23 protein-coding genes are annotated in these 22,984 nt (G+C 37.8%); 18 read left to right on the forward strand and 5 right to left on the reverse strand.

From position 1 onward, the window contains the following. The first annotated feature begins 65 nt into the window (after positions 1-65). The 4 genes from WDJ61_RS04010 to WDJ61_RS04025 all read left to right on the forward strand — a co-directional run bounded on the left by WDJ61_RS04010 (position 66) and on the right by WDJ61_RS04025 (position 3,537). Entirely contained in the window at positions 66-536 is a 471-nt protein-coding gene (locus WDJ61_RS04010) for a low molecular weight protein-tyrosine-phosphatase (protein ID WP_338753340.1), read from the forward strand. A 45-nt stretch (positions 537-581) separates the two neighbouring features. Then, on the forward strand, positions 582-929 hold the full coding sequence (locus WDJ61_RS04015; protein WP_338753342.1) for a hypothetical protein: 348 nt from the start codon (positions 582-584) through the stop codon (positions 927-929). Between the two features lie 14 nt (positions 930-943). Beyond that, positions 944-1,780 (forward strand): YihY/virulence factor BrkB family protein, encoded by an 837-nt coding sequence (locus tag WDJ61_RS04020; protein WP_338753343.1) that lies wholly within the window; start codon positions 944-946, stop codon positions 1,778-1,780. A gap of 215 nt (positions 1,781-1,995) precedes the next feature. Next, positions 1,996-3,537, forward strand: coding sequence for an erythromycin esterase family protein (locus WDJ61_RS04025; protein WP_413789056.1), 1,542 nt, complete (start codon positions 1,996-1,998; stop codon positions 3,535-3,537). 164 nt (positions 3,538-3,701) lie between these two features. Here the strand turns inward: WDJ61_RS04025 and WDJ61_RS04030 are convergent, their stop codons facing one another. Further along, positions 3,702-5,612, reverse strand: coding sequence for a heavy metal translocating P-type ATPase (locus WDJ61_RS04030; protein ID WP_338753345.1), 1,911 nt, complete (start codon positions 5,610-5,612; stop codon positions 3,702-3,704). A 389-nt stretch (positions 5,613-6,001) separates the two neighbouring features. On the opposite strand from WDJ61_RS04030, the gene cax reads away from it, so the two are divergent. The 5 genes from cax (at position 6,002) to pdaA (ending at position 11,195) form a co-directional block, all read left to right on the forward strand. Then, the gene (gene cax / locus WDJ61_RS04035; RefSeq protein ID WP_338753347.1) at positions 6,002-7,057 is read left to right on the forward strand and encodes a calcium/proton exchanger; all 1,056 of its coding nucleotides are present in this window, start codon (positions 6,002-6,004) and stop codon (positions 7,055-7,057) included. 377 nt (positions 7,058-7,434) lie between these two features. Then, the gene (locus tag WDJ61_RS04040; protein ID WP_338753348.1) at positions 7,435-8,214 is read left to right on the forward strand and encodes a YfkD family protein; all 780 of its coding nucleotides are present in this window, start codon (positions 7,435-7,437) and stop codon (positions 8,212-8,214) included. Positions 8,215-8,289: 75 nt separating this feature from the next. Continuing rightward, on the forward strand, positions 8,290-8,466 hold the full coding sequence (locus WDJ61_RS04045) for an SE1561 family protein (RefSeq protein WP_413789057.1): 177 nt from the start codon (positions 8,290-8,292) through the stop codon (positions 8,464-8,466). A gap of 279 nt (positions 8,467-8,745) precedes the next feature. Beyond that, positions 8,746-10,287: a fumarate hydratase gene (locus WDJ61_RS04050; protein WP_338753349.1), complete on the forward strand. Its 1,542-nt coding sequence runs from the start codon at positions 8,746-8,748 to the stop codon at positions 10,285-10,287. Between the two features lie 128 nt (positions 10,288-10,415). Beyond that, positions 10,416-11,195, forward strand: coding sequence for a delta-lactam-biosynthetic de-N-acetylase (gene pdaA, locus WDJ61_RS04055; protein WP_338754701.1), 780 nt, complete (start codon positions 10,416-10,418; stop codon positions 11,193-11,195). 39 nt (positions 11,196-11,234) lie between these two features. On the opposite strand, the gene WDJ61_RS04060 is transcribed toward pdaA, so the two are convergent. Next, complete coding sequence (locus tag WDJ61_RS04060) at positions 11,235-11,741, reverse strand: hypothetical protein (RefSeq protein WP_338753351.1); 507 nt, start codon at positions 11,739-11,741, stop codon at positions 11,235-11,237. Positions 11,742-11,824: 83 nt separating this feature from the next. Between WDJ61_RS04060 and rlmD the strand changes: the two genes are divergently transcribed. After that, complete coding sequence (gene rlmD / locus WDJ61_RS04065; protein WP_338753353.1) at positions 11,825-13,204, forward strand: 23S rRNA (uracil(1939)-C(5))-methyltransferase RlmD; 1,380 nt, start codon at positions 11,825-11,827, stop codon at positions 13,202-13,204. Between the two features lie 144 nt (positions 13,205-13,348). Here the strand turns inward: rlmD and WDJ61_RS04070 are convergent, their stop codons facing one another. Continuing rightward, positions 13,349-14,269: an endo alpha-1,4 polygalactosaminidase gene (locus WDJ61_RS04070; RefSeq protein ID WP_338753354.1), complete on the reverse strand. Its 921-nt coding sequence runs from the start codon at positions 14,267-14,269 to the stop codon at positions 13,349-13,351. Positions 14,270-14,618: 349 nt separating this feature from the next. Here WDJ61_RS04070 and WDJ61_RS04075 point away from each other — a divergent pair, with 349 nt between their 5' ends. The 3 genes from WDJ61_RS04075 (at position 14,619) to WDJ61_RS04085 (ending at position 15,766) form a co-directional block, all read left to right on the forward strand. After that, a complete protein-coding gene (locus tag WDJ61_RS04075; protein ID WP_338753355.1) occupies positions 14,619-15,206 on the forward strand; it encodes a TetR/AcrR family transcriptional regulator in 588 nt (195 codons plus the stop codon). 81 nt (positions 15,207-15,287) lie between these two features. Next, positions 15,288-15,521, forward strand: coding sequence for a hypothetical protein (locus tag WDJ61_RS04080; protein ID WP_338753356.1), 234 nt, complete (start codon positions 15,288-15,290; stop codon positions 15,519-15,521). A gap of 11 nt (positions 15,522-15,532) precedes the next feature. Beyond that, positions 15,533-15,766, forward strand: coding sequence for a hypothetical protein (locus WDJ61_RS04085; protein WP_338753358.1), 234 nt, complete (start codon positions 15,533-15,535; stop codon positions 15,764-15,766). A gap of 56 nt (positions 15,767-15,822) precedes the next feature. Here the strand turns inward: WDJ61_RS04085 and WDJ61_RS04090 are convergent, their stop codons facing one another. After that, on the reverse strand, positions 15,823-17,043 hold the full coding sequence (locus WDJ61_RS04090) for a DUF418 domain-containing protein (RefSeq protein WP_338753359.1): 1,221 nt from the start codon (positions 17,041-17,043) through the stop codon (positions 15,823-15,825). Between the two features lie 188 nt (positions 17,044-17,231). Here WDJ61_RS04090 and WDJ61_RS04095 point away from each other — a divergent pair, with 188 nt between their 5' ends. From WDJ61_RS04095 to WDJ61_RS04110, 4 genes are read left to right on the forward strand one after another with little or no spacing between them, the layout of a single operon-like run. Then, a complete protein-coding gene (locus WDJ61_RS04095; RefSeq protein ID WP_338753360.1) occupies positions 17,232-17,912 on the forward strand; it encodes a response regulator transcription factor in 681 nt (226 codons plus the stop codon). Beyond that, the gene (locus tag WDJ61_RS04100) at positions 17,900-19,366 is read left to right on the forward strand and encodes a HAMP domain-containing sensor histidine kinase (RefSeq protein ID WP_338753361.1); all 1,467 of its coding nucleotides are present in this window, start codon (positions 17,900-17,902) and stop codon (positions 19,364-19,366) included. The genes WDJ61_RS04095 and WDJ61_RS04100 overlap by 13 nt, the downstream gene beginning before the upstream one ends. A 60-nt stretch (positions 19,367-19,426) precedes the next feature. Then, positions 19,427-19,657, forward strand: coding sequence for a hypothetical protein (locus tag WDJ61_RS04105; protein ID WP_338753362.1), 231 nt, complete (start codon positions 19,427-19,429; stop codon positions 19,655-19,657). Positions 19,658-19,702: 45 nt separating this feature from the next. Then, entirely contained in the window at positions 19,703-20,368 is a 666-nt protein-coding gene (locus WDJ61_RS04110) for a DUF3885 domain-containing protein (RefSeq protein WP_338754703.1), read from the forward strand. A gap of 189 nt (positions 20,369-20,557) precedes the next feature. Here WDJ61_RS04110 and ucpA read toward each other — a convergent pair whose 3' ends face one another. Continuing rightward, entirely contained in the window at positions 20,558-21,349 is a 792-nt protein-coding gene (ucpA, locus tag WDJ61_RS04115) for an SDR family oxidoreductase UcpA (protein WP_338753363.1), read from the reverse strand. A 211-nt stretch (positions 21,350-21,560) separates the two neighbouring features. Here ucpA and WDJ61_RS04120 point away from each other — a divergent pair, with 211 nt between their 5' ends. Further along, the gene (locus WDJ61_RS04120) at positions 21,561-22,880 is read left to right on the forward strand and encodes a hypothetical protein (RefSeq protein WP_338753364.1); all 1,320 of its coding nucleotides are present in this window, start codon (positions 21,561-21,563) and stop codon (positions 22,878-22,880) included. Positions 22,881-22,984: the final 104 nt, after the last annotated feature.

Raw genomic sequence — 22,984 nt, forward strand, 5'->3', positions numbered from 1 at the left:
TGAAGGGGGATTTGTTATAAGATGGAGAATATGTATATGTTATTCTTATATAAGAAGGTGGGAAAATGATTCGAGTGTTATTTGTCTGTCTCGGAAACATTTGCCGTTCACCTATGGCTGAAGCGATGTTTCGAGATTTAGTACTACGGGAAAAATTAGACGATGTCATTGAAGTAGACTCTGCTGGAACAAGTCATTGGCATATCGGAGAATCTCCACATGAAGGCACGCTAGCGATTTTAAAAAAGTATAAAGTGAGTAGTGAAGGGTTAAAAGCTAGACAGTTACAGGTTGAAGATAGTGACCATTTTCATTATATTGTGGCTATGGATAGTGAAAATGTCAAAAATATTTATAGAAAAATAGCTTCAAAGAGGAAAGGTCCAGTCATTCAACTTCCTGACTTAGTCAAAGAAGTGAAGATGAAAGATGTGCCAGATCCTTATTTTACTGGGAACTTTGAAGAGGTTTACGAGCTAATCGAAAAGGGAAATCTAGCCCTTTTACAATTAATTAAACAAGAGCAACATTTATAATGAAAATAAATAAAGTACATATATTGTCGAGAAGGGATGATTAACATGGGGAAAATGAAATTTGTTGCTGGAGTAGTGATCGGTGCCGTAGTCGGAGGAGCGATTAGTCTCACCGATCGAAAGACGAGAGAGGAAATGAATGCATGTGGCAAGCGTGTATGTGAATTAGTGAAAAATCGAGAACAACTTGTCGATTCTTCAAAGGATATCATCAATCTCGCGAAAGAAACATATGAACAGGTTAATGAAGATATCGGGTTTATTCGTGATAAGGTAAGCAGTTTGAAAGAATTAACACCCCAAGTAAAAGAATTAGTGGGAGAGACAAAAACGACATTTCTTCCTGATGAAGAGGAGCCGTTATCTGCATCTGATTCATCTACTTCAAAATAAATGGGGGTGATGGATTGAGGGTCATTATAGAGAAACAGAAACCAATCGTGACCTATCTGATTGGGCGCTTTAAAGAGTCGGATATCGCTGGCACCGCTGCTCAAATGGCCTACTTTTTTTTGTTGTCTATTTTTCCGTTGATGATTTTTACTACAACATTACTTGCTTTTTTGCCGATCACAACTGATGATGTATTCGCGCTAATTGAAGATTTTGCCCCAGAGCAGACAATAAGCATGATCCAAGAAATAGTAGAGGGAGTGCTAGAGACTCGCAGTGGCGGCCTTTTGTCATTTGGGATTATTGGGACGATTTGGTCCGCCTCTAATGGGATGAACGCAATTATTAAAGGGCTAAACCAAGCATATAGTGTGGAAGAGACTAGACCTTTTTATACCAATCGGGGAATCTCTGTTTTATTAACATTCGGTTTTATTTTAATTGTAACTGTCGCTTTAGTATTGCAAGTCTTTGGCCGGCAGCTTGGTTTGTTGGCGTCTGGATATTTAAACGTCCCTGAAGAATTAGTTGTTCTATGGGATTGGGTGAGATGGTCTGTTTCCCCAATTCTCATATTTAGTGTATTTGTAGGGCTGTATTATTTTGCTCCAAGCTTAAAAGTGAAGCTGCGGTCGGTGATTCCTGGAGCTGCTTTTGCCACGTTAGGTTGGATTGTCGCCTCTTTTGGCTTTTCTTTTTATGTGAATAATTTTGGTAATTACTCCGCTACTTATGGAAGTATCGGGGGGATCATCATTATGATGATTTGGTTCTATTTAACGGCCTTTGTCATTTTAATTGGCGGTGAAATTAACGCATTCAGAAATAGCAAGATCCAATCAACGAAGTAAAAAAGCAACGTTTTTTTCTAAAGTGTCTTCTATATAAAGAATATTTAAAAAAGGCTAAGAAGATGATTTCTGTATGAACAGAGTCATCTTCTTTTAATTTCATCGGTTGATTTATCAGAATTTACTGTACTCATAACATATCAATATAGTAAAATGATACTAATATGGTTTTTACTTACATTATATAATGCTGGTTAAAAAAGAGGAGGGTACATATGTTTTCAAAATGGAAAATAGGTATGGTTACATCTTTGTTTGCACTTACTACTTTTGCAACTACAACATCCGCTGAAGAACCATCGGTGGCTCATCAAAATTGGCAAGAGTCGGTAGAAGAACAAGCCAAAAAATTAAATGCTCCGATCGACACATCCGCAGAGGAGTTACTATTTTTACAACAGACGTTAAAGGATAAACAAACTGTACTAAGTGGTATGACAACCATGCATCAATCTAAAGATAATAGGATTAAATATTTACATGAAAAGCTGGCTCGTCAAAATTGGCAAGAGTGGGTAGGAGAACATGCCAAAAGATTAAATGCTCCGACCGACACGTCAACAGAGGATTTAACATTCTTACAACAGACGTTAAAGGATAATCGAATTGTACTGCTTGGTGAGTCAACTCATGGTTCAACTGAAATGAATCAATCTAAGATTCGTATGATTAAATATTTACATGAAGAGCTCGATTATGATGTTCTGGCTTTCGAGGCAGGTTTTGCTGAAACAAATGCAGTCTATCAAAATCTTGATAATTTGACGGCAGAGCAAGCGATGAAACAAGCCATTTATGGTGTATGGTTCACAGAAGAAGTAGAAGAATTGTTTCAGTATATGAAAGAACAAAAAGAAAAAGGGGATCCTCTCATTTTAACGGGATTTGACATGCAAGTACCGTGGAACTCTTCTACTGCACCTTTTGCGTCTTTTGCAAAAGAATGGATAGGAAAAGTGAATCCTGAAATCGCCAATGTCATTCAAGAAGCAGAAAGCGAAATAGTTGAATTGCGGGATGCCCCTTCCTATGAAGTATTTAAAGAAAAAAAACAACCTGTATTGGATAAATATGAAAGAGTAAAAGAGTTTGTTCAGCATCACAAGGCAGAATTACTTCAAGTTGCCCCTTCAAAGTCATATGATGTGAATCTCTTAGAACAAACAATAAATATTCGAATTGATACGATTAACACATATATTGAAAATGATAAAAAAATTATGAGTGGAATTCCACCTGAAAATGTTACTGATATTCCATTTTATTTACGAGATCAAAAAATGGCAGAAAATTTATTATGGCTCAGTGAAGAACAATTTAAAAACGAAAAAATAATAGTGTGGGGCCATAATTATCATATTCGAAAACAGAATTCTAAAATGATTCAAGATTTTACAAATACTGATGGGTATGCAGGACCTAATATGATAGACTTCATTCCAGACTTTATAAAAGATCAGATGTACTCAATTGGTGTGTTTGCGTATAGTGGAAGTAGTTTAGGTAGTGATAATCAAAGTGTTTTCCCTGTGAGTGAGAAGCATGAAGCAAATAGTATTGAGGAGATATTGAAAGCTGGTCAGCATCCACAGGTTTTCGTCAATTTAAAAGGTGAGAAGAATCACCCAGGAACGTCTTGGATGTTTTCACCAATTAAAGGGAAGTATTGGGGGTTTGTAGATGAAATCATGATTCCAAATCAACAATACGATGGAATTCTATGGTTAGAGCATATTACTCCCTCTCATATTAAATGAATGTTTGAATATGATAACTTAAAAAGCGATCCATTTAGTTAGAACGTTCCCAATTATAAAGACAAGCATCACTAATAATAATAACTTTGATAATGAATTAAAAAATAATATAAGGAAAGCACCGTTTAAAAAAGATAAAATGGTGCTTTCCTTATTTGAGTTTGTTATTTCAACAATCGCAATCCGTTTAGAATGACAAGGATCGTACTTCCTTCGTGACCGATCACGCCGTATGGCAAGTCAAGTACTTGGAAGAAATTCGAGATAATGAGTAGCGTGATCACGGAAATGGAAAAGATCACATTTTGCTTGACGATTCGTTTCATTTTTTTGGAAAGACGAATGGCTTCAGCGATTTTAGGTAAGTCATTTTTCATTAACACGATATCGGCTGTTTCTAAGGCAACGTCTGAGCCTTCGCCCATCGCGATGCCGATATTAGCTGTAGCGAGGGCTGGTGCATCGTTAATTCCGTCTCCAACCATAGCAACGGTTCCATGTTTTTCGATGAGCTTTTTCAAGTGTTCTACTTTATGCTCTGGTAAACATTCGGCGATAAAACTATCTAAGTGAGCTTCTTCTGCAATGGCTTTCGCCGTTTTTTCGTTGTCGCCCGTAAGCATAATCGTATAAATGCCTTCTTGACGAAGCAGATCTAATGCGAGCTTCGTTTCTTCTCGGATTAAATCCTTTAAAGCAATGACAGCTGCGACCCCATGTTCATCTGCCATAAACACCGTGGTTTTTCCTGTAGCAGCCAGCTCTTTCGCTTGACCAGAAGCAAAAGCAAAGGCTTCTTCACGTCCAACAAAGTCCGCTTTTCCAATTTTCCATTCCTTGCCGTTCACTTGTCCTTTCACGCCCCAGCCAGCAACATCCTCTAAATGATCAGGGGAAGAAAAAGCAATTTGCTGCTTTTGAGCGTAGCGAACGACGGCTTGAGCAAGTGGATGATTCGATTGACTTTCGATTGAAGCGGCTACTGTTAATAGCTCCGTTTGATCGAGATCCTCGCGAACAATCACATCAGTTACTTCTGGTTTTCCTCTCGTTAACGTACCTGTTTTATCAAAGGCAATAGCCTTTAAATGGCTTAAGTTTTCTAAGTGTACGCCACCTTTGAATAGAATGCCGTGACGGGCTCCATTTGAAATGGCTGATAACGTCGCCGGCATAATGGAGGAGACGAGGGCACATGGTGAAGCGACTACCAGTAGAACCATCGCCCGGTAAAATGTTTCATTCCAACTCCAGCCAAGCGCATAATGAGGGACAAACATCATTAAGAAGACGACGGCTAGCACCACTTTTACATACGTACCTTCAAATTTTTCGATAAATTGTTGAGAAGGTGGTTTTTCACTTTGAGCAGATTGCACGAGTTGAATGATCTTTTGGAACAAGCTTTCCGTCGATTTCTTTGTCACTTTAATGTAAATGGAGCCAGTAATATTGACCGTTCCTGCAAATACCTCACCATCTACTTCTTTTGATACAGGGATCGATTCACCCGTAATGGCTGCTTCATCGATTGAAGTTCGCCCTTTTGTGATCATGCCATCAGCTGGAATTCGCTCACCTGGTTTAACAAGAATGATATCATCAAGGGCTAGCTCCGATATATGAACACGCTCTTCTGATCCATCGATTACTCGTAAAGCTTCTTCAGGCTGAATCTCCATTAACGCGGAAATTTCTTTCTGACTTTTATTCATCGTATACGTTTCAAGTGCGCCACTTACGGCAAAAATAAAAATAAGGATGGCACCTTCTGTCCAATAGCCGATGATGGCCGAACCGACTGCGGCAAAAATCATTAGCATCTCAACGTTTAATTCTTTCTCTTCAATGGTTGCTTCAATGCCTTCTTTTGCTTTGGAAAAACCGCCGATAATAAAGGCTGCTACATAGCTGACAATTGCTGCGGTGTGAATCTCGTTATGATCGAACAGCCACCCAGTTAAAATCAGTACGCCGCTAAATAGGGCGGCAATTAATTCTGCATGTGGCAGTATTTTCTTAAGCCAAATCGCTTGTTCTGTTGAATTAGACAAAGCTTTTACTTGTGCATCCATATTAAAACCTCCTTAAATGATAATTTGTTTAATTAAATGATAATAATAATCACATTCTTCATCATAAAAGATAGTGAAAATCGTTATCAAAACCTTTAGTACAAGCATTTTTTTGAAATAAACAACTGATTTTCATTTTAAAATTATTATAATTAAGAACATCTTAACATAGGGCAATTGAAAAAGAAAGGATAAATCATGTGTTTTCAAGTCGCTTTTTTATCCCGCATTAACGGGCTGTAAGACCTCCCCACTGATTGAAGTTTCATTTCATCAGTTAAAATGAAAAAGAATACAATAGCGAGGGGGAGGGAAATATATTTTTCACAGAAAGAGAGTAGAGCAGAGTTGTAATTGTCACTAATTTATAACGGAAGAGAGGTCCGCGAATGGGTAAAATATTTGGAATCATGGTCTTACTTGGGGTACCATTGTCTGTAGCAGGATCTGTACTACATTGGTCAAGCATTTTGATGTTTGGGATTTACTGTTTGACGATTATTGCCTTATCTAGTTATATGGGAAGAGCAACAGAAAGTTTAGCTATTGTCGCCGGTCCGCGAATTGGTGGATTGTTAAATGCTACTTTTGGAAATGCGGTGGAGCTGATCATTTCAATTTTTGCGTTGAAAGAAGGCTTAGTTGAAGTGGTACTTGCTTCATTGACAGGCTCTGTTTTAGGAAACTTATTATTAGTTGCTGGACTCTCTTTCTTTTTAGGTGGAGTGAAATATAAGCGCCAAACATTCAATGTTCACGACGCTCGCCATAACTCAGGATTATTAATGTTTGCCGTCATTGTAGCTTTTGTCATTCCAGAGATCTTTGCTATGAATATGAATGATACAAAGACCATTTCATTAAGTATTGGGGTCTCAATTATATTAATTGTGTTATATTTAGCGGCCTTGTTCTTTAAATTAGTGACTCATCGCGGGGTATATGTTTCACAAGATGAAAATGTGGAGGCTGACCATGAGGAACCGGAATGGTCAAGAAAGAAGGCAATTGGCATTTTGTTTGCTGCTACTATTGCGGTTGCTTACGTATCTGAAGGTCTCGTACATACATTTGAAGCAGTCGGCGAAAGCTTTGGATGGTCTGAATTGTTTATTGGGGTCATTATTGTTGCCATCGTTGGTAACGCTGCAGAACACGCTTCAGCTATTTTAATGGCGATGAAAAATAAAATGGACGTTGCCGTTGAAATTGCTATCGGCTCCACTTTGCAAATTGCTATGTTTGTCGCCCCACTGCTCGTGTTATTGTCTTTATTATTTGTTGAACCAATGCCATTAGTATTCACAATTCCAGAGCTTGTCTCCATGGTCACAGCTGTCTTTTTAGCGATTGTCATCTCAAACGACGGAGAAACGAACTGGTTTGAAGGCCTCACTTTACTGGCTGCCTACTTTATCATGGGCATTGGATTTTACTTACTATAAATGAATAAAAAGCTGCATCGAGCGGATTATCCCATCTGCCTGGTGCAGCTTTTTTTATTGGTTTGCTGAAAATCGAATACGCCGCCCAGGAGCACGATCAGTCGTAGTGATGGCCTAATTAGTCGGTTCTGCAGTGTAATCAGTCGCCATTTGCTTATAATTAGTCGGGAAAGAGAAAAAATCAGTCGCTCTGAGTCAACAATCAGTCACAAGTATAAACTGCACACAAGATCGAAGAAGTTTCTATAATACAAAAAAACAGCCAACTAGCTTTAGGTTTTGCCAAAAAATCACCCGGTACAGTCCTTCATTTCAATGGATAAAGAGAACCCGCGGGTACAAACTATAGAAAAAGAAGGCTTGGAGGAAATGACATCATGAAATTCATCCGTTTGCTTTTATCTATAGTAATTGTTCTTATGCTTAGTGGGATCCATTCCGCTTCGGCAAAACAACCTTTTCAAATTCCTTCTTCGGTAAAAGATATTACGAAGGAGAACACGTTTTTAAATGAGGAACAGGAAATATCTGACCTACAGCCTACAGAGCTAACGAAGGAATTACTTAGCACATCTAAGGCAAAGATTACGAATCCTAAGTTTATTCGTATGCTCAATGAAACGGATGTGAATAAATCGCCTTTCGCTTTCGGAGTGAGAGCGACAGTTTATCTTGGAGAGTGGCCGCTTTCCTACCATTCAGAAGAAACAAATCCAAATTGGGAATATCAAAAAATTAATACCAATTTTTATGATAACCGTGGCGGGAAAAATACTTACCAAATGCATTATGTGCAAGAAGCGTATAAAATCATCAAAGGAGGGTTATCGGCCAAAGTACCGCGAGCAGATGAGGTACAAGAGATGGTGCTAAAATCAGCTATACAGAAAACAAAGCTCCCGCTGGCCTACTCAACTGTTGTTGGAAATGGCACGAAACAAAATGATATTTACAACGTCGCACCGAAAACGGCTGGGTACTTACATTCTTTTGCTCCTGCGATCCATGAAAAAGGGGTAGTGACGTTCGGGGAAGTGTATTTAGTCATATCGGGATGGAATCGAGCGATTGTTGTTAAAAATGTTACATCGAAAAGAGTGACCGCTTGGATTCCGATCAAAAACCATCTTTCATTTAGCTATCAATCCGTTCGTTAATATCCGAAAATCGTTGAAATTGACTTCGTGATCGGCTACCATTTAACTGTGGAAAAAAGAAAGGGGCCATTGCTCGTGAAACCAATTAATGATAAAGAATCGCAAATCACCTATTTAAAGGAGCGATTAAATATATTTTTAGAAGTGTTGGATTCCATTGATCCCGCTGAAACAGAATTAGAAGATGTCGATCGCCTCCTAGAAATGATCGATGATATTGAAGTGAAATGCGAACAATTTAAAAGCAGATAAAGTGGAACTTCAATCAGTAGAGGGGAGGTTCTTCATCCCTACTGATTGTTAGTTAAACAGATCGGGCGTTTCCTTACCTATACGTCGGTGCTCTTTCTGCTTTGTTGAGGTAGGGATCTTACAGCCCGTTAATGCGGGATAAAGCTTATGCAAGAAAGTGCCGGGAATCATTCTGGCACTTTTTTTTGTTAAATTTAATCTCTTTCAAACGAAATTGTTCAGCGTTATAATAGAAATATTGAGTCTTATACATAAAGGTAAGTGGGAAGGGGAATAATAATGAATCTTGAGCAATTTCAGGAAAGCATGTACCAGTTAGTTGTAGAAACATCCACTAATTTACCAAAGGACGTTCGCCGCGCGGTCAAGGCTGCGAAACTTCGTGAAAACGCAGGTACGCGTGCAGCGATGAGTCTCGACACGATTACAAACAATATCCAAATGGCAGATGAAAACATTTCTCCAATTTGCCAAGATACGGGTATGCCGACGTTTAAAGTGAAAACGCCAGTGGGAGTAAATCAGCTTGTCATTAAAGAAGCGATTTATGAGGCGATGATTCGCGCAACAAAAGATGGAAAACTTCGTCCAAACTCCGTTGACTCATTAACAGGGGAAAATAGTGGGAATAACTTAGGTGCTGGAACACCGGTTATTAAATTTGAACAATGGGAAAAAGATTATATTGATGCACGCCTTATTTTAAAAGGTGGTGGCTGTGAAAATAAAAACATTCAATACAGCTTACCTTGTGAATTAGAAGGGTTAGGCAAAGCAGGCCGCGACCTTGATGGAATTCGTAAATGTATTATGCATTCTGTTTATCAAGCACAAGGACAAGGTTGTAGCGCTGGTTTCATCGGCGTTGGTGTCGGTGGTGATCGCACAACTGGTTACGAATTAGCGAAAGAACAGCTTTTCCGTGATGTAGAAGATGTGAATCCAAATGAAGATCTTCGCAAACTAGAAGAGTATGTCATGAAACATGCGAATGAGCTTGGCATCGGTACAATGGGCTTTGGTGGTGAAACGACATTGCTTGGCTGTAAAGTTGGTGTCATCAACCGTTTGCCAGCTAGCTTCTTCGTTTCTGTTGCTTATAACTGTTGGGCATTCCGTCGCTTAGGCGTTCAAATCAACCCTGAAACAGGCGAAATTCAAGAGTGGTTATATCAAGATGGCGAAAAGATTACATTTGATCAACAAGCTGAAGCAGCAGAAGAAACTCCATCTGAAAGCCGCACAGTCACTTTACAAGCACCAATTACAGAAGAGCAAATTCGTGAGTTAAAAGTAGGGGACGTTGTTCAAATTAACGGTATGATGTACACAGGTCGTGACGCGATCCATAAATACTTAACTGATCACGATGCTCCTGTAGATTTAAACGGTCAGGTTATTTACCATTGCGGTCCGGTTATGTTGAAAGATGAAGAAGGAAAATGGCATGTAAAAGCAGCTGGCCCAACAACTTCTATTCGTGAGGAGCCTTATCAAGGAGATATCATGAAGAAATTTGGTATCCGTGCCGTCATCGGTAAAGGTGGAATGGGACCAAAAACATTAGCAGCCCTTAACGAACATGGTGGCGTCTACTTAAATGCCATCGGTGGTGCAGCTCAATACTATGCAGATTGTATTAAATCAGTTGAAGGTGTTGACTTAATGGAATTCGGTATTCCAGAAGCAATGTGGCACCTACAAGTAGAAGGGTTCACAGCGGTTGTTACAATGGACTCACATGGCAACAGCCTTCACGAATCCGTTGATAAATCCTCTTTAGAAAAATTAGCTCAATTTAAAGAGCCAGTATTTAAATAAGTTTGAAATGAAAAAGCGGTCGAATATACTTCGACTGCTTTTTCGCTTTACCAAATCTTTCTCGGCAATGAACGGATATTTTCCTACTTTCGATTGAAACTAAGGAAAAAGAGTAAAGGAAGATGAGTATGAAATGGTTGAAATATGGCGTCTTTGTATCACTGTTCCTAATGACCTTCGCCTCTACCGCCTTTTCGATGTCTAATCAAGTGATCCATTGGGGCTTTCAAAAAGGAAAGGACGAGCAACCGGCACAAGCGGGCAAACAATACGATGAGCTCCTTGAAAAATACGGCGGATTTTATAAAGCGAGCCCGAATGAAAAAATCATCTATTTAACCTTTGATAATGGTTATGAAAATGGCTATACAGAAAGCGTTCTTGATACGTTGAAAAAAGAAAAGGTGCCTGGTGCTTTTTTCGTCACAGGCCATTATTTAAAAAGTGCTCCAGACCTAGTCAAAAGAATGCATAAAGAGGGCCATATCATCGGCAACCATTCTTGGACCCACCCTGATTTAACACAAGTAACTGATGAGAAGTTAAGAGAAGAGCTTCGGTTAGTCAAAGAAGAAACAGCCCGACTAACTAAACAGAAAAACATGCCATATTTGCGACCGCCGAGAGGGATCTTGAGTGAGCGAACATTAAAGTTGGCAAAAGAGGAAGGCTACACCCATGCAATGTGGTCGCTTGCCTTTAAGGACTGGGAGACAAATAACCAACGAGGATGGCAATATGCGTACGACAACATTATGGCACAAATTCATCCAGGGGCCGTGCTACTATTGCATTCTGTTTCAAAAGATAATGCCGAAGCGCTGCCAAAAGTGATTAAAGATTTAAAAAAGAAAGGCTATCGCTTTGAGAGCTTAGATCATTATATGAAATCTCGAGAAAAATCATAAAAGGTCTGACTCCCACATAGTAGTGGGAGTCAAACGTTTTTAAGAAGGGTTTGTAAGCAAGTTGGCTAGTTCCTCAGACCTAGCCATAAACATCTCCCAATCGTTATCAAGCGTCATTCTCATGCCAAACCCTGCTTTTCGGAGCTTCTTTCGCAAGTCTTCAAAGCGTTCTTGATCCTTTGGAGATACTGTACTGAACGCATATGATTCGTCATGAGGAAACTCGCGCAGCGCAATCTCTATGCGACGTAGCACTCTCAGATCATCTTCCTCAAGCCAATTTGTATATATTCCACTGCTAATGGCAACGTCCATTCCATTTAAAACGTCCCCAAGCTGAACTGTCACTAAGTTAGGATCAGACCAATTGTTCTTTTTTTGGTGTTCAATCAATCCGTCGAGCACTACTAGTTGATCTTGCACCTCTGAATAAAACAGTTCTTCATGTACCAAATTCAAATGTAAGTGCTGCATAATTACAATAACAAGTAAAATACCACTGACTAGCAAAGAACTGCTTAATATGATTTTTTGTTTTTTACTCAAATCCATTCCCTCTTTCTTATAGGGGACTATTTTTTGTTATACTAAACATAAAAAGCAAACTCGTGAAATGAGGATTAATGATAATGAAGCAACAAAATCAAATGAAAATTAAATTGAAACAAACCTTTCCGTTAACGATTAAACGCATCGGCATTAATGGGGAAGGTGTTGGTTATTTTAAACGGCAAGTTGTCTTTGTTCCAGGTGCTTTACCAGGGGAAGAAGTTGTCGTCGAAGCAACAAAGGTTCATCCGAAATTTGCAGAAGGTCGGATCAAAAAAATTCGTCAAGCGTCTCCGCACCGGACAACTCCTCCATGCCCTGTGTACGAGCAATGCGGAGGGTGTCAGCTGCAACATTTATCGTACGATCAGCAGCTAAAAGAGAAACGAGATATTTTAATCCAATCACTTGAGCGGCACACGAAGTTAGAGATTGAATCACTTCATATTCGCGAAACAATCGGTATGGACAATCCATGGAATTACCGAAACAAAAGCCAATTCCAAGTGGGAAACAAAGATGGAAAAGTAGTCGCAGGTTTATATAGCTTAAACTCGCATAAATTAATTGATATTCCTGACTGCCATGTCCAACAGCCAGCCATCAATCACGTATTAATAACCATAAAAAACATTTTGCAAGATGTGAACGTCTCTATTTATGACGAAAAGAAAAAACAAGGTGCGGTGAAAACGATCGTTACAAGAGCAGGGATTTCGACTGGGCAAATCCAAGTCGTGCTTGTGACCGCAACGAACGAATTGCCGAAAAAAGCATTGATTGTGGATGAAATTCAAAAGCGTCTACCAGAAGTCACATCCATTATGCACAACATTAATCCGAAGAAAACGTCCTTAATTTTTGGTGATAAAACGGTCACATTAGCTGGCAAAGAAACGATTGAAGAACAGCTAGAAGATTACACATACGAACTATCTGCGAGAGCCTTTTTTCAATTGAACCCTGTGCAAACAACAAAACTCTACAATGAAGTGAAACAAGCAGCGGCTTTAACTGGAACAGAGAAAATTGTTGACGCTTATTGCGGTTCCGGAACGATCGGACTTTGGGTGGGCAAAGAGGCAGCGGAAATTCGTGGCATGGATGTCATCGCTGAATCGATTAATGATGCCAGAAAAAATGCGAAAACGTACAATATGAACGCCATATATGAAGTGGGCACAGCGGAAGAGTGGCTGCCGAAATGGCTTAAGCAAGGATGGAAACCCGATGTGATCATCGTCGATCCGCCACGTACAGGCTGCGACCAGAAGTTTCTAGACACATTGAAAAAAATCAAACCTAAACGTTTTATTTATGTCTCATGTAATCCATCGACATTGGCCAAAGATATTAATCAACTGAGTGGGCTGTACAACGTTGAATATATTCAACCTGTGGATATGTTTCCGATGACTGCGCATGTGGAAGCAGTGGCGAAACTGGTTTTAAAGGTGTAGGCAGCTCGTGATTAAGGTGTGAAAAAAGTAGGGTAAAAAATGGGAGGAACAAAATTGAATTCTTTGTTCCTCCTTACGTGTTTTTTTATTTAAATCTCAAGGTAGCATAATCGTGTTACAATAACACCTCACTGCTTTTGTTTATTACCAGTTGTTATAATAGGAGCCTTCAGGATTGTATAAAAATTTGAATTGATGTTTTAGAGCTAGTTCACGACTTTGTTCTTCATCATCAAAACCAACCGCCATAACCTGTGTGCCGTACTCATTTCTTACTTGTTTCAATTGCTCAATCATGTGTAATGCCCACTCATCTTCGCCAACTACATTATATGAGAAGTCTTCCCACATAATAAAATCGATATAAGGAGCTGTATAGTTTGCTAATGTATGGAAGCCCCAATTTTGAGCAATAGATAAACCATTATATTGCTGTTTAATTTTTTGCATAAATGCTTTCATTGCTTCATTTTGTTCTGCCTGTTCTTGTTCAGGTAAATAGGAATCAATATTGCCGACTGTATCTAAAAATACACCGTCTAATCCCTTTTGCACCACTTGTTTTTGAATTTCCTCTAGTAAAATTTCTTGATAATGTGGTGAGGTCATATCCATCATATAAGAATCCCATTCTTCAAAATACATTTTTTCGCCGTGCTCGTCTTTATAAAAATCTTCTTCGGTTAATTGGCTATAAAACTCTTCATTCCACTTATCCGCTTCCATTGCATTAATGTAACCATAAATTAATGTACCATTACTCCTCGCAGCATCAATATACTTTTGTTGCATTTCAATTGGCTCAACAATGACTAAGTCCATTTGCTTCATTTGTTCACCAATAGTGTCAGTTCCTTTATCCAAATAATATTTGTATGTCTCTACATCTGCTAATCTTTGTTTAATGGTCGCTGTTGTTTGCGGGGCTTGATCTACATAAGATAAATGAGCGTTGTCGCCTAGATGATTGATTTCGTGAGCAACTGTCATTTCTGGACCTGTCAAAACTGCTGATGAACCTATTAAAATGATAGAAAAAAGTGCATAACGTATGGAACTCCTCATATACCTATCCCCTTTGAAATCCAAATAGTTAACATTAGTACCAATATATCACTTTTTACCAAATATCCACAGTTTAATTATTTTTATGATTAAAATTATTATATTTTTTTACTTAGATATCCCTCTTGATGAAAAAAGAATATAGTTTTGCTTTTGCAAGTTCTTATCATCTGGAATATGGCCATATTCTTTGATTACATGGCGTAGTTTCATGCAACGATTGGCAGGCTTCTAGCATCATCCGTCTAAAACTCACTTCAATTTATCCTAGACAAAAAATACCAAAGGTTGTATATTTAAATTATGAATAAAATCATAAAAATATTCATAGTATAAAGAGGAGGTTAACATGGCAAAAGGACCAAAGGGTTTTTCCGATGAAGAAAAACAACAACTAAGAAATAAACTCTGCATAGAATGCGAGCGTAGCTGGGCGTTACATGGGTATAAAAAAACTAGTGTTGGAGAATTGGTAACGAAAATAGGAATATCGACAGGCGCATTTTATTTATTGTATTCATCCAAAGAAGATTTATTTTGTGAAACATTGGAACGAGTACAGGACAGATTAAAAAATGGCTGGAAAGAGATTGTTGCCAGTAACCCTGGCAAGAATGGTTTTGCAGAAGCTATAAAATGGCTTTTTAGGGAATATGACCATTCGCCTTTTCTCTATGATTTTGGCAACCCAGACTTTCTAGCTTTTCTAAATAAGCTACCAAAAGATAAAGTGGAAGGATTGAAATTTGATAGTTTATCATTTTTTGATGAAGCCATTCATTGTGCCAATCTCACTTTGAAAATTGACAAAGAAAAAGCATATGCCGTTATGAACACACTGCTATACACCGTTAGTATAAAAGATAGCTTGATGTATGATCATTTGGAAATATTTGATTTTATATTAGATAGTACTATGGATAAATTATTTGAATAAAGGAAGATCCGATCAACGGATGGGTTTGAATAATAACGGAAAAGCGACTGATCTTTATATATAAAAAGAGGGTGACACTTTATGAATTCTATAGAAGTTAATTTTCAAGTTCCCTCATTTATACCAATACCAAGTTCGGAAACAATGATGACTATTTCAATCATCATTGTGGTTATTGGATTATTCCTAGTTATTTTAGGAGTGATACTGCAAAAAGGGAAACAGAAAACAAACAGAGCGGCATGGGTATGTATAGGGATAGGAGTACTACTTATTATTAATCATGGCATACAACTATTATTTAGAGTATTTTAGGAGGAAAAAATATGATTGAAAAACTTAATGCAAAATGCGAAAAGGTCAATGATTTCTTTGGTGTATCTGTTAAGCTACCAAACCCAAGCAAAAATACTTTGCGCACAAGTTCGGTTGTTAATGGCGTAGTTGGTGTAGGATTAATTTTGTTTGGTGTTTTATCTGCTCAAAAATGGACAGCTATTTTAGGAGGATTAAGCATTGTAAGTAGCATTGTATTAAAAGAGGAAGCTAAGAAAAAATAAATGTTTTTGCAACAAACAACCAGTGGGGATGAAGCCCTCACTGGTTGTTTACTTTATCATTTAATTCCTAAATAAGTAATCGATCTCCAAACATACTCTAGCGGTCCATAGCGGAATTTAGATAACCACCATTTACTAAAGAACACTTGGAAAACATAGATGGCAATGGCAATCATAATGCCTGTTGTTAAGTGAAGCTTTCCGTACACTCCAAATGCGAAAGGGCCAAACAAGAATGTACAGATGATGGACTGGCTAATGTAGTTTGTAAATGCCATTCTTCCAGGGAATGTGAGCCAGTGCAATACTTTTTTCCCTTTTACTGTGTGATAAATGAAGATCAGGCTAATTGCGTAAAAGATTGTTATAAGCGGTGAGCTAACATATTGGATTGTTTGAACGGCTTGTTGATTCTCTACTACAAATGGTAAAACCCAGTTTAAAGTACCTCCAGCTATTAGAGTGATTAGCCAAGTAATGAAAAATCCTTTTCTGTGCTGTTGAAAATGGTGCACCCACTTTTTCTTCGCGACAGCTGCCCCAAACATGAATATGAGTAAGAAATGAAGATTCGCCAATAAATAGATAAGTGGGTTACCAGAGTACAGAGCGTATAACCCATTTCTCATTGTATAATATGTTCTTTCCTCTATATTTGCTTCAACTAATTCTTGTATGCTTCCATTTTGATGTACTTCTATCGTTGATTGGATGAGCTTTTGATCTTCTTCTGATATTTTTATTGTCATAGCAGCGGGATCAACTGACAGAGAGCCTACCGTTGTAAGGATAAATAATAAGCTGTATAAAGTTATGCTAATAATTAGCATTGTTTTCGGCTTTAACTTATGGATAAATAGGAGAAATAATCCTAGGATCGCATAGTCTGTTAAAATATCACCGAACCAGATAAAGTATGCATGGATACAACCGAAAATAAATAAAGCGATCAGTCGACGAGAATAAATTCCCCAGAAGTTTAACTGTTTTGCGGCCGTTCTTTCCTGCATAATAACCATCCCAAAACCGAACAGCATAGAAAAAAGCATAATAAATTTTCCATCAACAAACATCGAGAGGAGTGATTGGGCTGTGTAATCAGATTGATCCCAAAAGGATGTCCATTCATTTTTGAAAGTGGGGTCTTGTTGCAAGTAGACGGGATAAAGAAACCAGACAATATTTGCTATAATGATGCCGAGGAGCGCAAAACCTCTTAACATATCGATCGTTGCTAGCCGATCTTTTACTGAAATAGGTGAAAGCTTTTGTTTCATAATCATCCATCCTTTGATTGATATACTGCTTTTCAGCTGAAAAACATTTGATAATGAAACTTTAATTTGAAATCATCAAGATTTTATAAAGAGAAATCATTTTTTTGAAAAGGGCACTGTCCTTGATCTTTTCTTGATAATTATACAGTAAACTTTAAGAGAGAAAGAGATGAATAGGATGATTGATAATGAACGAGAAAATCTTAATTATTGACGATGAAGTAGAAATACTTACTTTCTTGCACGATGCATTAGAAGATGAAGGCTATCAAGTGTTTAAAGCTGCTAATGGCGAGGAAGCGTTAGCACAGTTAAAGCATGGTCCTGATTTGTTGATTCTTGATGTGATGATGCCAGGGATGAACGGGTTTGAGTTGTGTGAACGAATAAGACAAAGTGTGAATGTGCCTATTTTATTCTTAAGTGCTAAACAAACAGAAAATGATCGTGTTCAAGGGTTGCTTGTTGGTGGAGATGATTATTTAGTTAAGCCATTTAGCTTAAGAGAATTAAAGATGCGAGTATACGCTCATTTGCGTCGTGAAGAAAGAAAGAGCAGTAGTCAGCAACAATGTTTATTTTTTGGAAGGCTCATCATTGATCTTAAGAGCGGCCAATTGTTCTATGATTCTCAAGAAATTCCACTGACTATGAGAGAGTTTGAAATTATTCAATATCTTGCTGTCAATTGTGGACAAGTACTTACTCGTGAGCAAATTTATGAGAAAGTATGGGGATTAGAAGCGACGGGCGATTCGATTACCATTAATGAGCACATCAAAAATATTCGTGCGAAGCTGCAAAAGGCTGGTGAACAAGCTCACAGAATTTCAACAGTTTGGGGAAGAGGATACCGATGGGAAAAGTGAATCGAAAAAATCAGACATTAAGAACAAAATTTATTTCCTCCTTTTACCTTGTGTTATTCAAGAGTATTATAGCTACGATAACAATCTGGTTATTGTTATTCGTTTGTATGAATCTGTTGTTTTCGACGAATAAACTAAAACCCGCCAATTATTATGAACAGCAGCTTCCTGCCATTGAAAACTATATTGATGATGTTGGGACGTCTTTACTTTCTATTAGTAGTCAAAAACAATTAGAATCCGTCATTCCTATAGAGGGGATTGATTATCAAGTCATTGATTTAAATGGTGTGCCCGTCTACGGTACTTATCGAACGAAATCGGTTGGCAATGCGGAGGAGTTAAAGCGAAACATCACAGCAGGTGTAACAAAAAAGGATGGTGGTTTCGTAAAATATTACCCAGTTAAGGATGAGCTAGGAACGGTTCAAGGGGCTGTTAGTTTAAAGTATGATCTTAGCTTAATCACTTCAAATCCTGATAATAAATGGGTGATCATCTTTTTTGGGATCATGCTTCTTTTTGTTGTCGCACCATTTGTGTTTTTTTATCTTTTTTCTTATTTTGCTGGAAAAAGGTTAAGTCAGGAGTTTGAACGACCATTTAATGAAATTATTGAAAGCACGAAAAAGATAAAAGAACAGGACTTAGACTTTACATTGCCGACGATTAGTTATTCTGTTGAATTGGAGCAACTAACGCAAGCTTTTGAAGAAATGAGATCAGCATTAAGGGATTCGCTGAATCGTCAGCTTCAACTAGAGCAAGAACGAAAAGATATGATGGCTGCCATTTCTCATGATTTGAGAAATCCTTTAACTATTATTCAAGGTCATGCTGAAGGTCTATTAGAAAGTGGAGAAAAACAAAAAGAACGATTAGATTCGTATTTGCAAACGATTATTAGAAACACAAATTATGCCAGTCACTTAATAGCTGACTTAAATGAAATGGCGCTTGTCGAGAAGCCTACTTTCACCCTTAACCCAAAACAAACGCAAATCACTCAATTTGTGCAAAGAAAAAGCCAGGAATATCAAAATCTATGTGCTGAGAAATGTATCGATTTTCAATATCGAATGATCGACGAAGATGAAAAATGCTTGCGAATGATCGATCAAGATCGAATTTCTCAAGTGCTTGATAATATTATGACGAATAGTATTCGCTACACACCTAATCATGGGAAGATCGAATGGATTACAGCTTTGGAGACAGATGGAAGAGTTTCATTTGAAATCTTTGATAGCGGCCCCGGTTTTTCAACTGAAAGGAAACAAAATGTTTTCAATAAATATTATCAGGAAAAAAGTAAAGAGCCAGAAGAAAGTGGACTTTCAGGTTTAGGGCTTTATATTGCGAAGGAGATTGTAAAAAAGCATGGGGGCGATATTACCGTCAATAACCGAGAAATTGGTGGCGCATATGTGAAAGTGAGGATTTGTGAGTTGTAAAAATGGTATTGATATGGTAAATTAATGGAAATGAAGGTGTCTCGAAGGGGAGGAATTAGCTTGAAAAAATATTTGGTGTTTACAGGTAGTTTTATTTTAGCTTATGGCGCATTTGAAATAGTTTCTGGTTTAGCGTTAACTGTACTTCACACACCAAGCTCTACTTCATCTTTACCATCTGAAGTGGAGTTTGGTTCTACAAGTTTGATTTCACCATTGATGATTTCTTTGCTTGCATTAGTTGCTGCTTTTGGTGTTATGAAACTTTTTAAGCAAAAGCTCTATGAATGAGGGGCTAAGTTAAAAAAATAAGAATATCGAATAGAGGGAACAACAATAGAATTAAATCAATACTTAAACAATACTTTTCCAGGGCTTATGTTGGCACCCAGCCTTTATCATCAATGGAATATAGGTATTCACTTTGAATTGGGAGCTGGGATTTATCAATTTAAAGAGGATGGCAGTTTGAATCGCGAAAGGTTTGAGTGTGCGTACAGTCAAGCATTAGCTATTTTTAACGAACTTTTTTCTGATTCGGATGAAATTTTTCTTGTGACGAATGTTTATCAGTACAGGTGGGGAAGAAGTAAGAAAAAGCGAATAAAGGTTTATGATCGCTATATCCGTAAGAAGGATTTAAAGTTCCATGTAAGACAAGAAACTTTGCCATATGTATTTGATGATGAAGATGCTGACGATTATTCAACATCTCGCTTTTCCTTAAAGTGCCGCAAACGAGATGTTAAATATCCGCTGCTTATTCAAGCAACCTGCCATGAGGATTTTCCTTTGAAACCTAAGTTAGGTGGAAATACTACTTCATACTATCCAGATGTGTTTTTCATTAATGTTACTAAAAACGTTATTTTCTTCATTTACGATGATAGAGGCTGTGAAGTCATCGCGAATAAGAAAGAAACTATCTATTCTTTATATGAAAAATACGGCGAATGGATTGATGAATACTCTCGAGAAGAGATTGTTCAACGTTTTACATAAGAAGGTCACTGTGTAATTAAAAGAGTATAAAATAAGGTGCACGTTCTATGGATATTTTGGGAGTTAGAGAAGAAATAATCGAGGAAGACGGAGGAAAATATGAAAGTGAAATTTGGTTTGTAGGGGAATTAAAATAAAAAGAGTCCGCTCTTGTCTACTAATAGACAGGAACAGACTCTTTTAATCTATTCATACACCAACAGATACAGTTTCAGGCAACGTACTGCCACCATCGATGACAATTTGTGTGCCTGTTATGTAACTGGATTCATCAGATGCCAGAAACGCGGCTAGTTCGCCGACTTCTTCGATTTTTCCAAGGCGACCTAAAGGAACACCGCTGGAGATGCCGTCAATCACTTGTTGAGGATTGGATGGATTGGATTCTTGCGCAATTTGTTCAGCCATTGGTGTTAAAATATAGCCTGGTAAGATGGCATTTACGGTTATATGATCATTCGCGGCTTCGCGAGCCAATGATTTGGTAAAGCCTAAAAGAGCAGCTTTTGTTGTCGCGTAAGCTGTTTCCCCCTCGTCAGCCACCATTGTACCGGTTACAGATGATAGGTTGACAATTCGACCGTATTTTTTCTCTTTCATAAATGGAAGGACGGCTTTTGTGACATTCCAAACGCCTTCGATATTCACTTTAAATTGAAAATCACGTGTTTCATCACTCATATCAAGGAAGTTAGCTAAGCGTACAACCCCAGCATTATTCACTAACGCATCAATTTTACCAAACTTGTCAACGATTGTAGCAATGGCTTGTTTGACACTGTCATTATTCGTTACATCCATTTGGACGGCGTGTACATCAAGGCCATCTTGTTTCATTTGTTCGGCTGTTTCAAATACTTGATCAGAAATATCAGCTAGGATCGTCTTTGCACCATGCTGAGCAAGAACCTTTGCGATGCCTTGTCCATTTCCCATAGCTGCACCTGTCACAATTGCTACTTTTCCATCCATTTTTCTCATTATGAACATCCTCCTTTGGTGATTTCACTAATATTATACAATAGTAGAAAATATATTCCAAAGAAAAAGGGTAGGGGTACCCATTTTTTAGAGGGGAAGGTTTTCTATAGCAGTTTGTTTATCATATGGTGTGGGAAATATTGAGAATGGCGTGGTATAATGAGAGTCAATAAAATAGAACGTTCCTTATCGTGTTAAGGGGGAAATCCATATGTCTATCAAGGTTGCTTTATTTGGTCCAGAAGAAATGGTTAAGCTAGTGAAAGAGTTAGAGAGTACAGTAGAAGGGATAGAGATTATTCCTTATGTATATCAAACCCCCCGTGAAACTGAGCAGTTAATACAGAAGGCATTTGATTGTGATATTTATCTGTTTTCTGGTATTATTCCCTACTATTATTCGAAGAGATTTTTTCATATGTTTGATCGACCAGCCATTTATATTCCAGATAATGAATTAAGTGTTTCGTTAACACTGTTATCTCTTTTCTATCACCATCAAGTCGGTTTCAATCGTCTCTCTATTGATTTACCTGATCGAAAGTATGTAGATAGTGTGATGAAACAATTAGAAATGAAGCCAGAGGTCTTATATGTTCAAGACTACCCTTGGATGAAGGAAAAGTATGATAAGGATTTCCAAGTGAATGATATTTTATCAATGCATCGAGATCTTTGGAATCAAGGCCAAGTGGATGTGATCATTACAAGTATCCATGCGGTTTCTGATCGTTTAAAGCAGGAGAAAATTCCATGTGTTCGCATGCTTGAGCCGGAACGAAATATTATTGATTCATTAAAAGAAGCAAAAATGCTTGGTGAATTACAGCAAAGTCAACAAGCACAAGTGGCCCTTGGTTTAGTGAAACTAGAACCATCGAATGAAACTGACAATAAAGCGAACTCACATATTTATCAAGGATTAATGGGCTTGGCTAAGAAAATTAATTGTACGTTGCAACAATCGAGCAGTGATTTCTTTGTTTTGTATGGGACGAAGGGCAGCATGGAATTTTTGGTGAAAAATATCAACTTATTAAATCCGGTTTATGCCCGAGTAGAACAACAAGGAAAAGTAGTTAGTATCGGGGTGGGGTTTGGGTTAACAATTGTTGAAGCAGAACGGAACGCTCATATTGCTCTAACTTATTCTGAGAAGCAGGCAAATGAAAACGCTATTCATATTGTGACAGAAGAACAAACGGTCATCAATCCGAAAAAAGAGTCACACACTGTATCGGTATTAAAAAGCGAAAATGAGGATGTTATTCAACTAGCGAAATCGTTAAAAATTAGTGTGATGAATGTAATGAAAATGGTTCAGTTTCTTGCTTCTCGTCCAATGAATCATTTTACAGCAAACGATGTTTCGGATTATTTTGAGGTGAGCAAACGGTCAGCGGAGCGCTTGTTAAAGAAATTTGCCGATGGTGGTTATTTGCATGTGGTTGGGGAAGAACAGCCATTTCAAAATGGTCGCCCTCGCTCGATTTATCGCTTAGATTTGCCTTTCCAATATCATAATCAATAATTCAAGTGGATTGTTTTGCATTTCTATTGTATGATGGATGCAAGAAAATCCGCTTTTTTGTATAAGAATAAATTAATTTAATATTTAAAAAATAATATTGACCG

Origin of the sequence: Bacillus sp. FJAT-52991 (assembly GCF_037201805.1) — a bacterium.
In the GTDB taxonomy this organism is placed as follows: domain Bacteria; phylum Bacillota; class Bacilli; order Bacillales; family Domibacillaceae; genus Bacillus_CE; species Bacillus_CE kandeliae.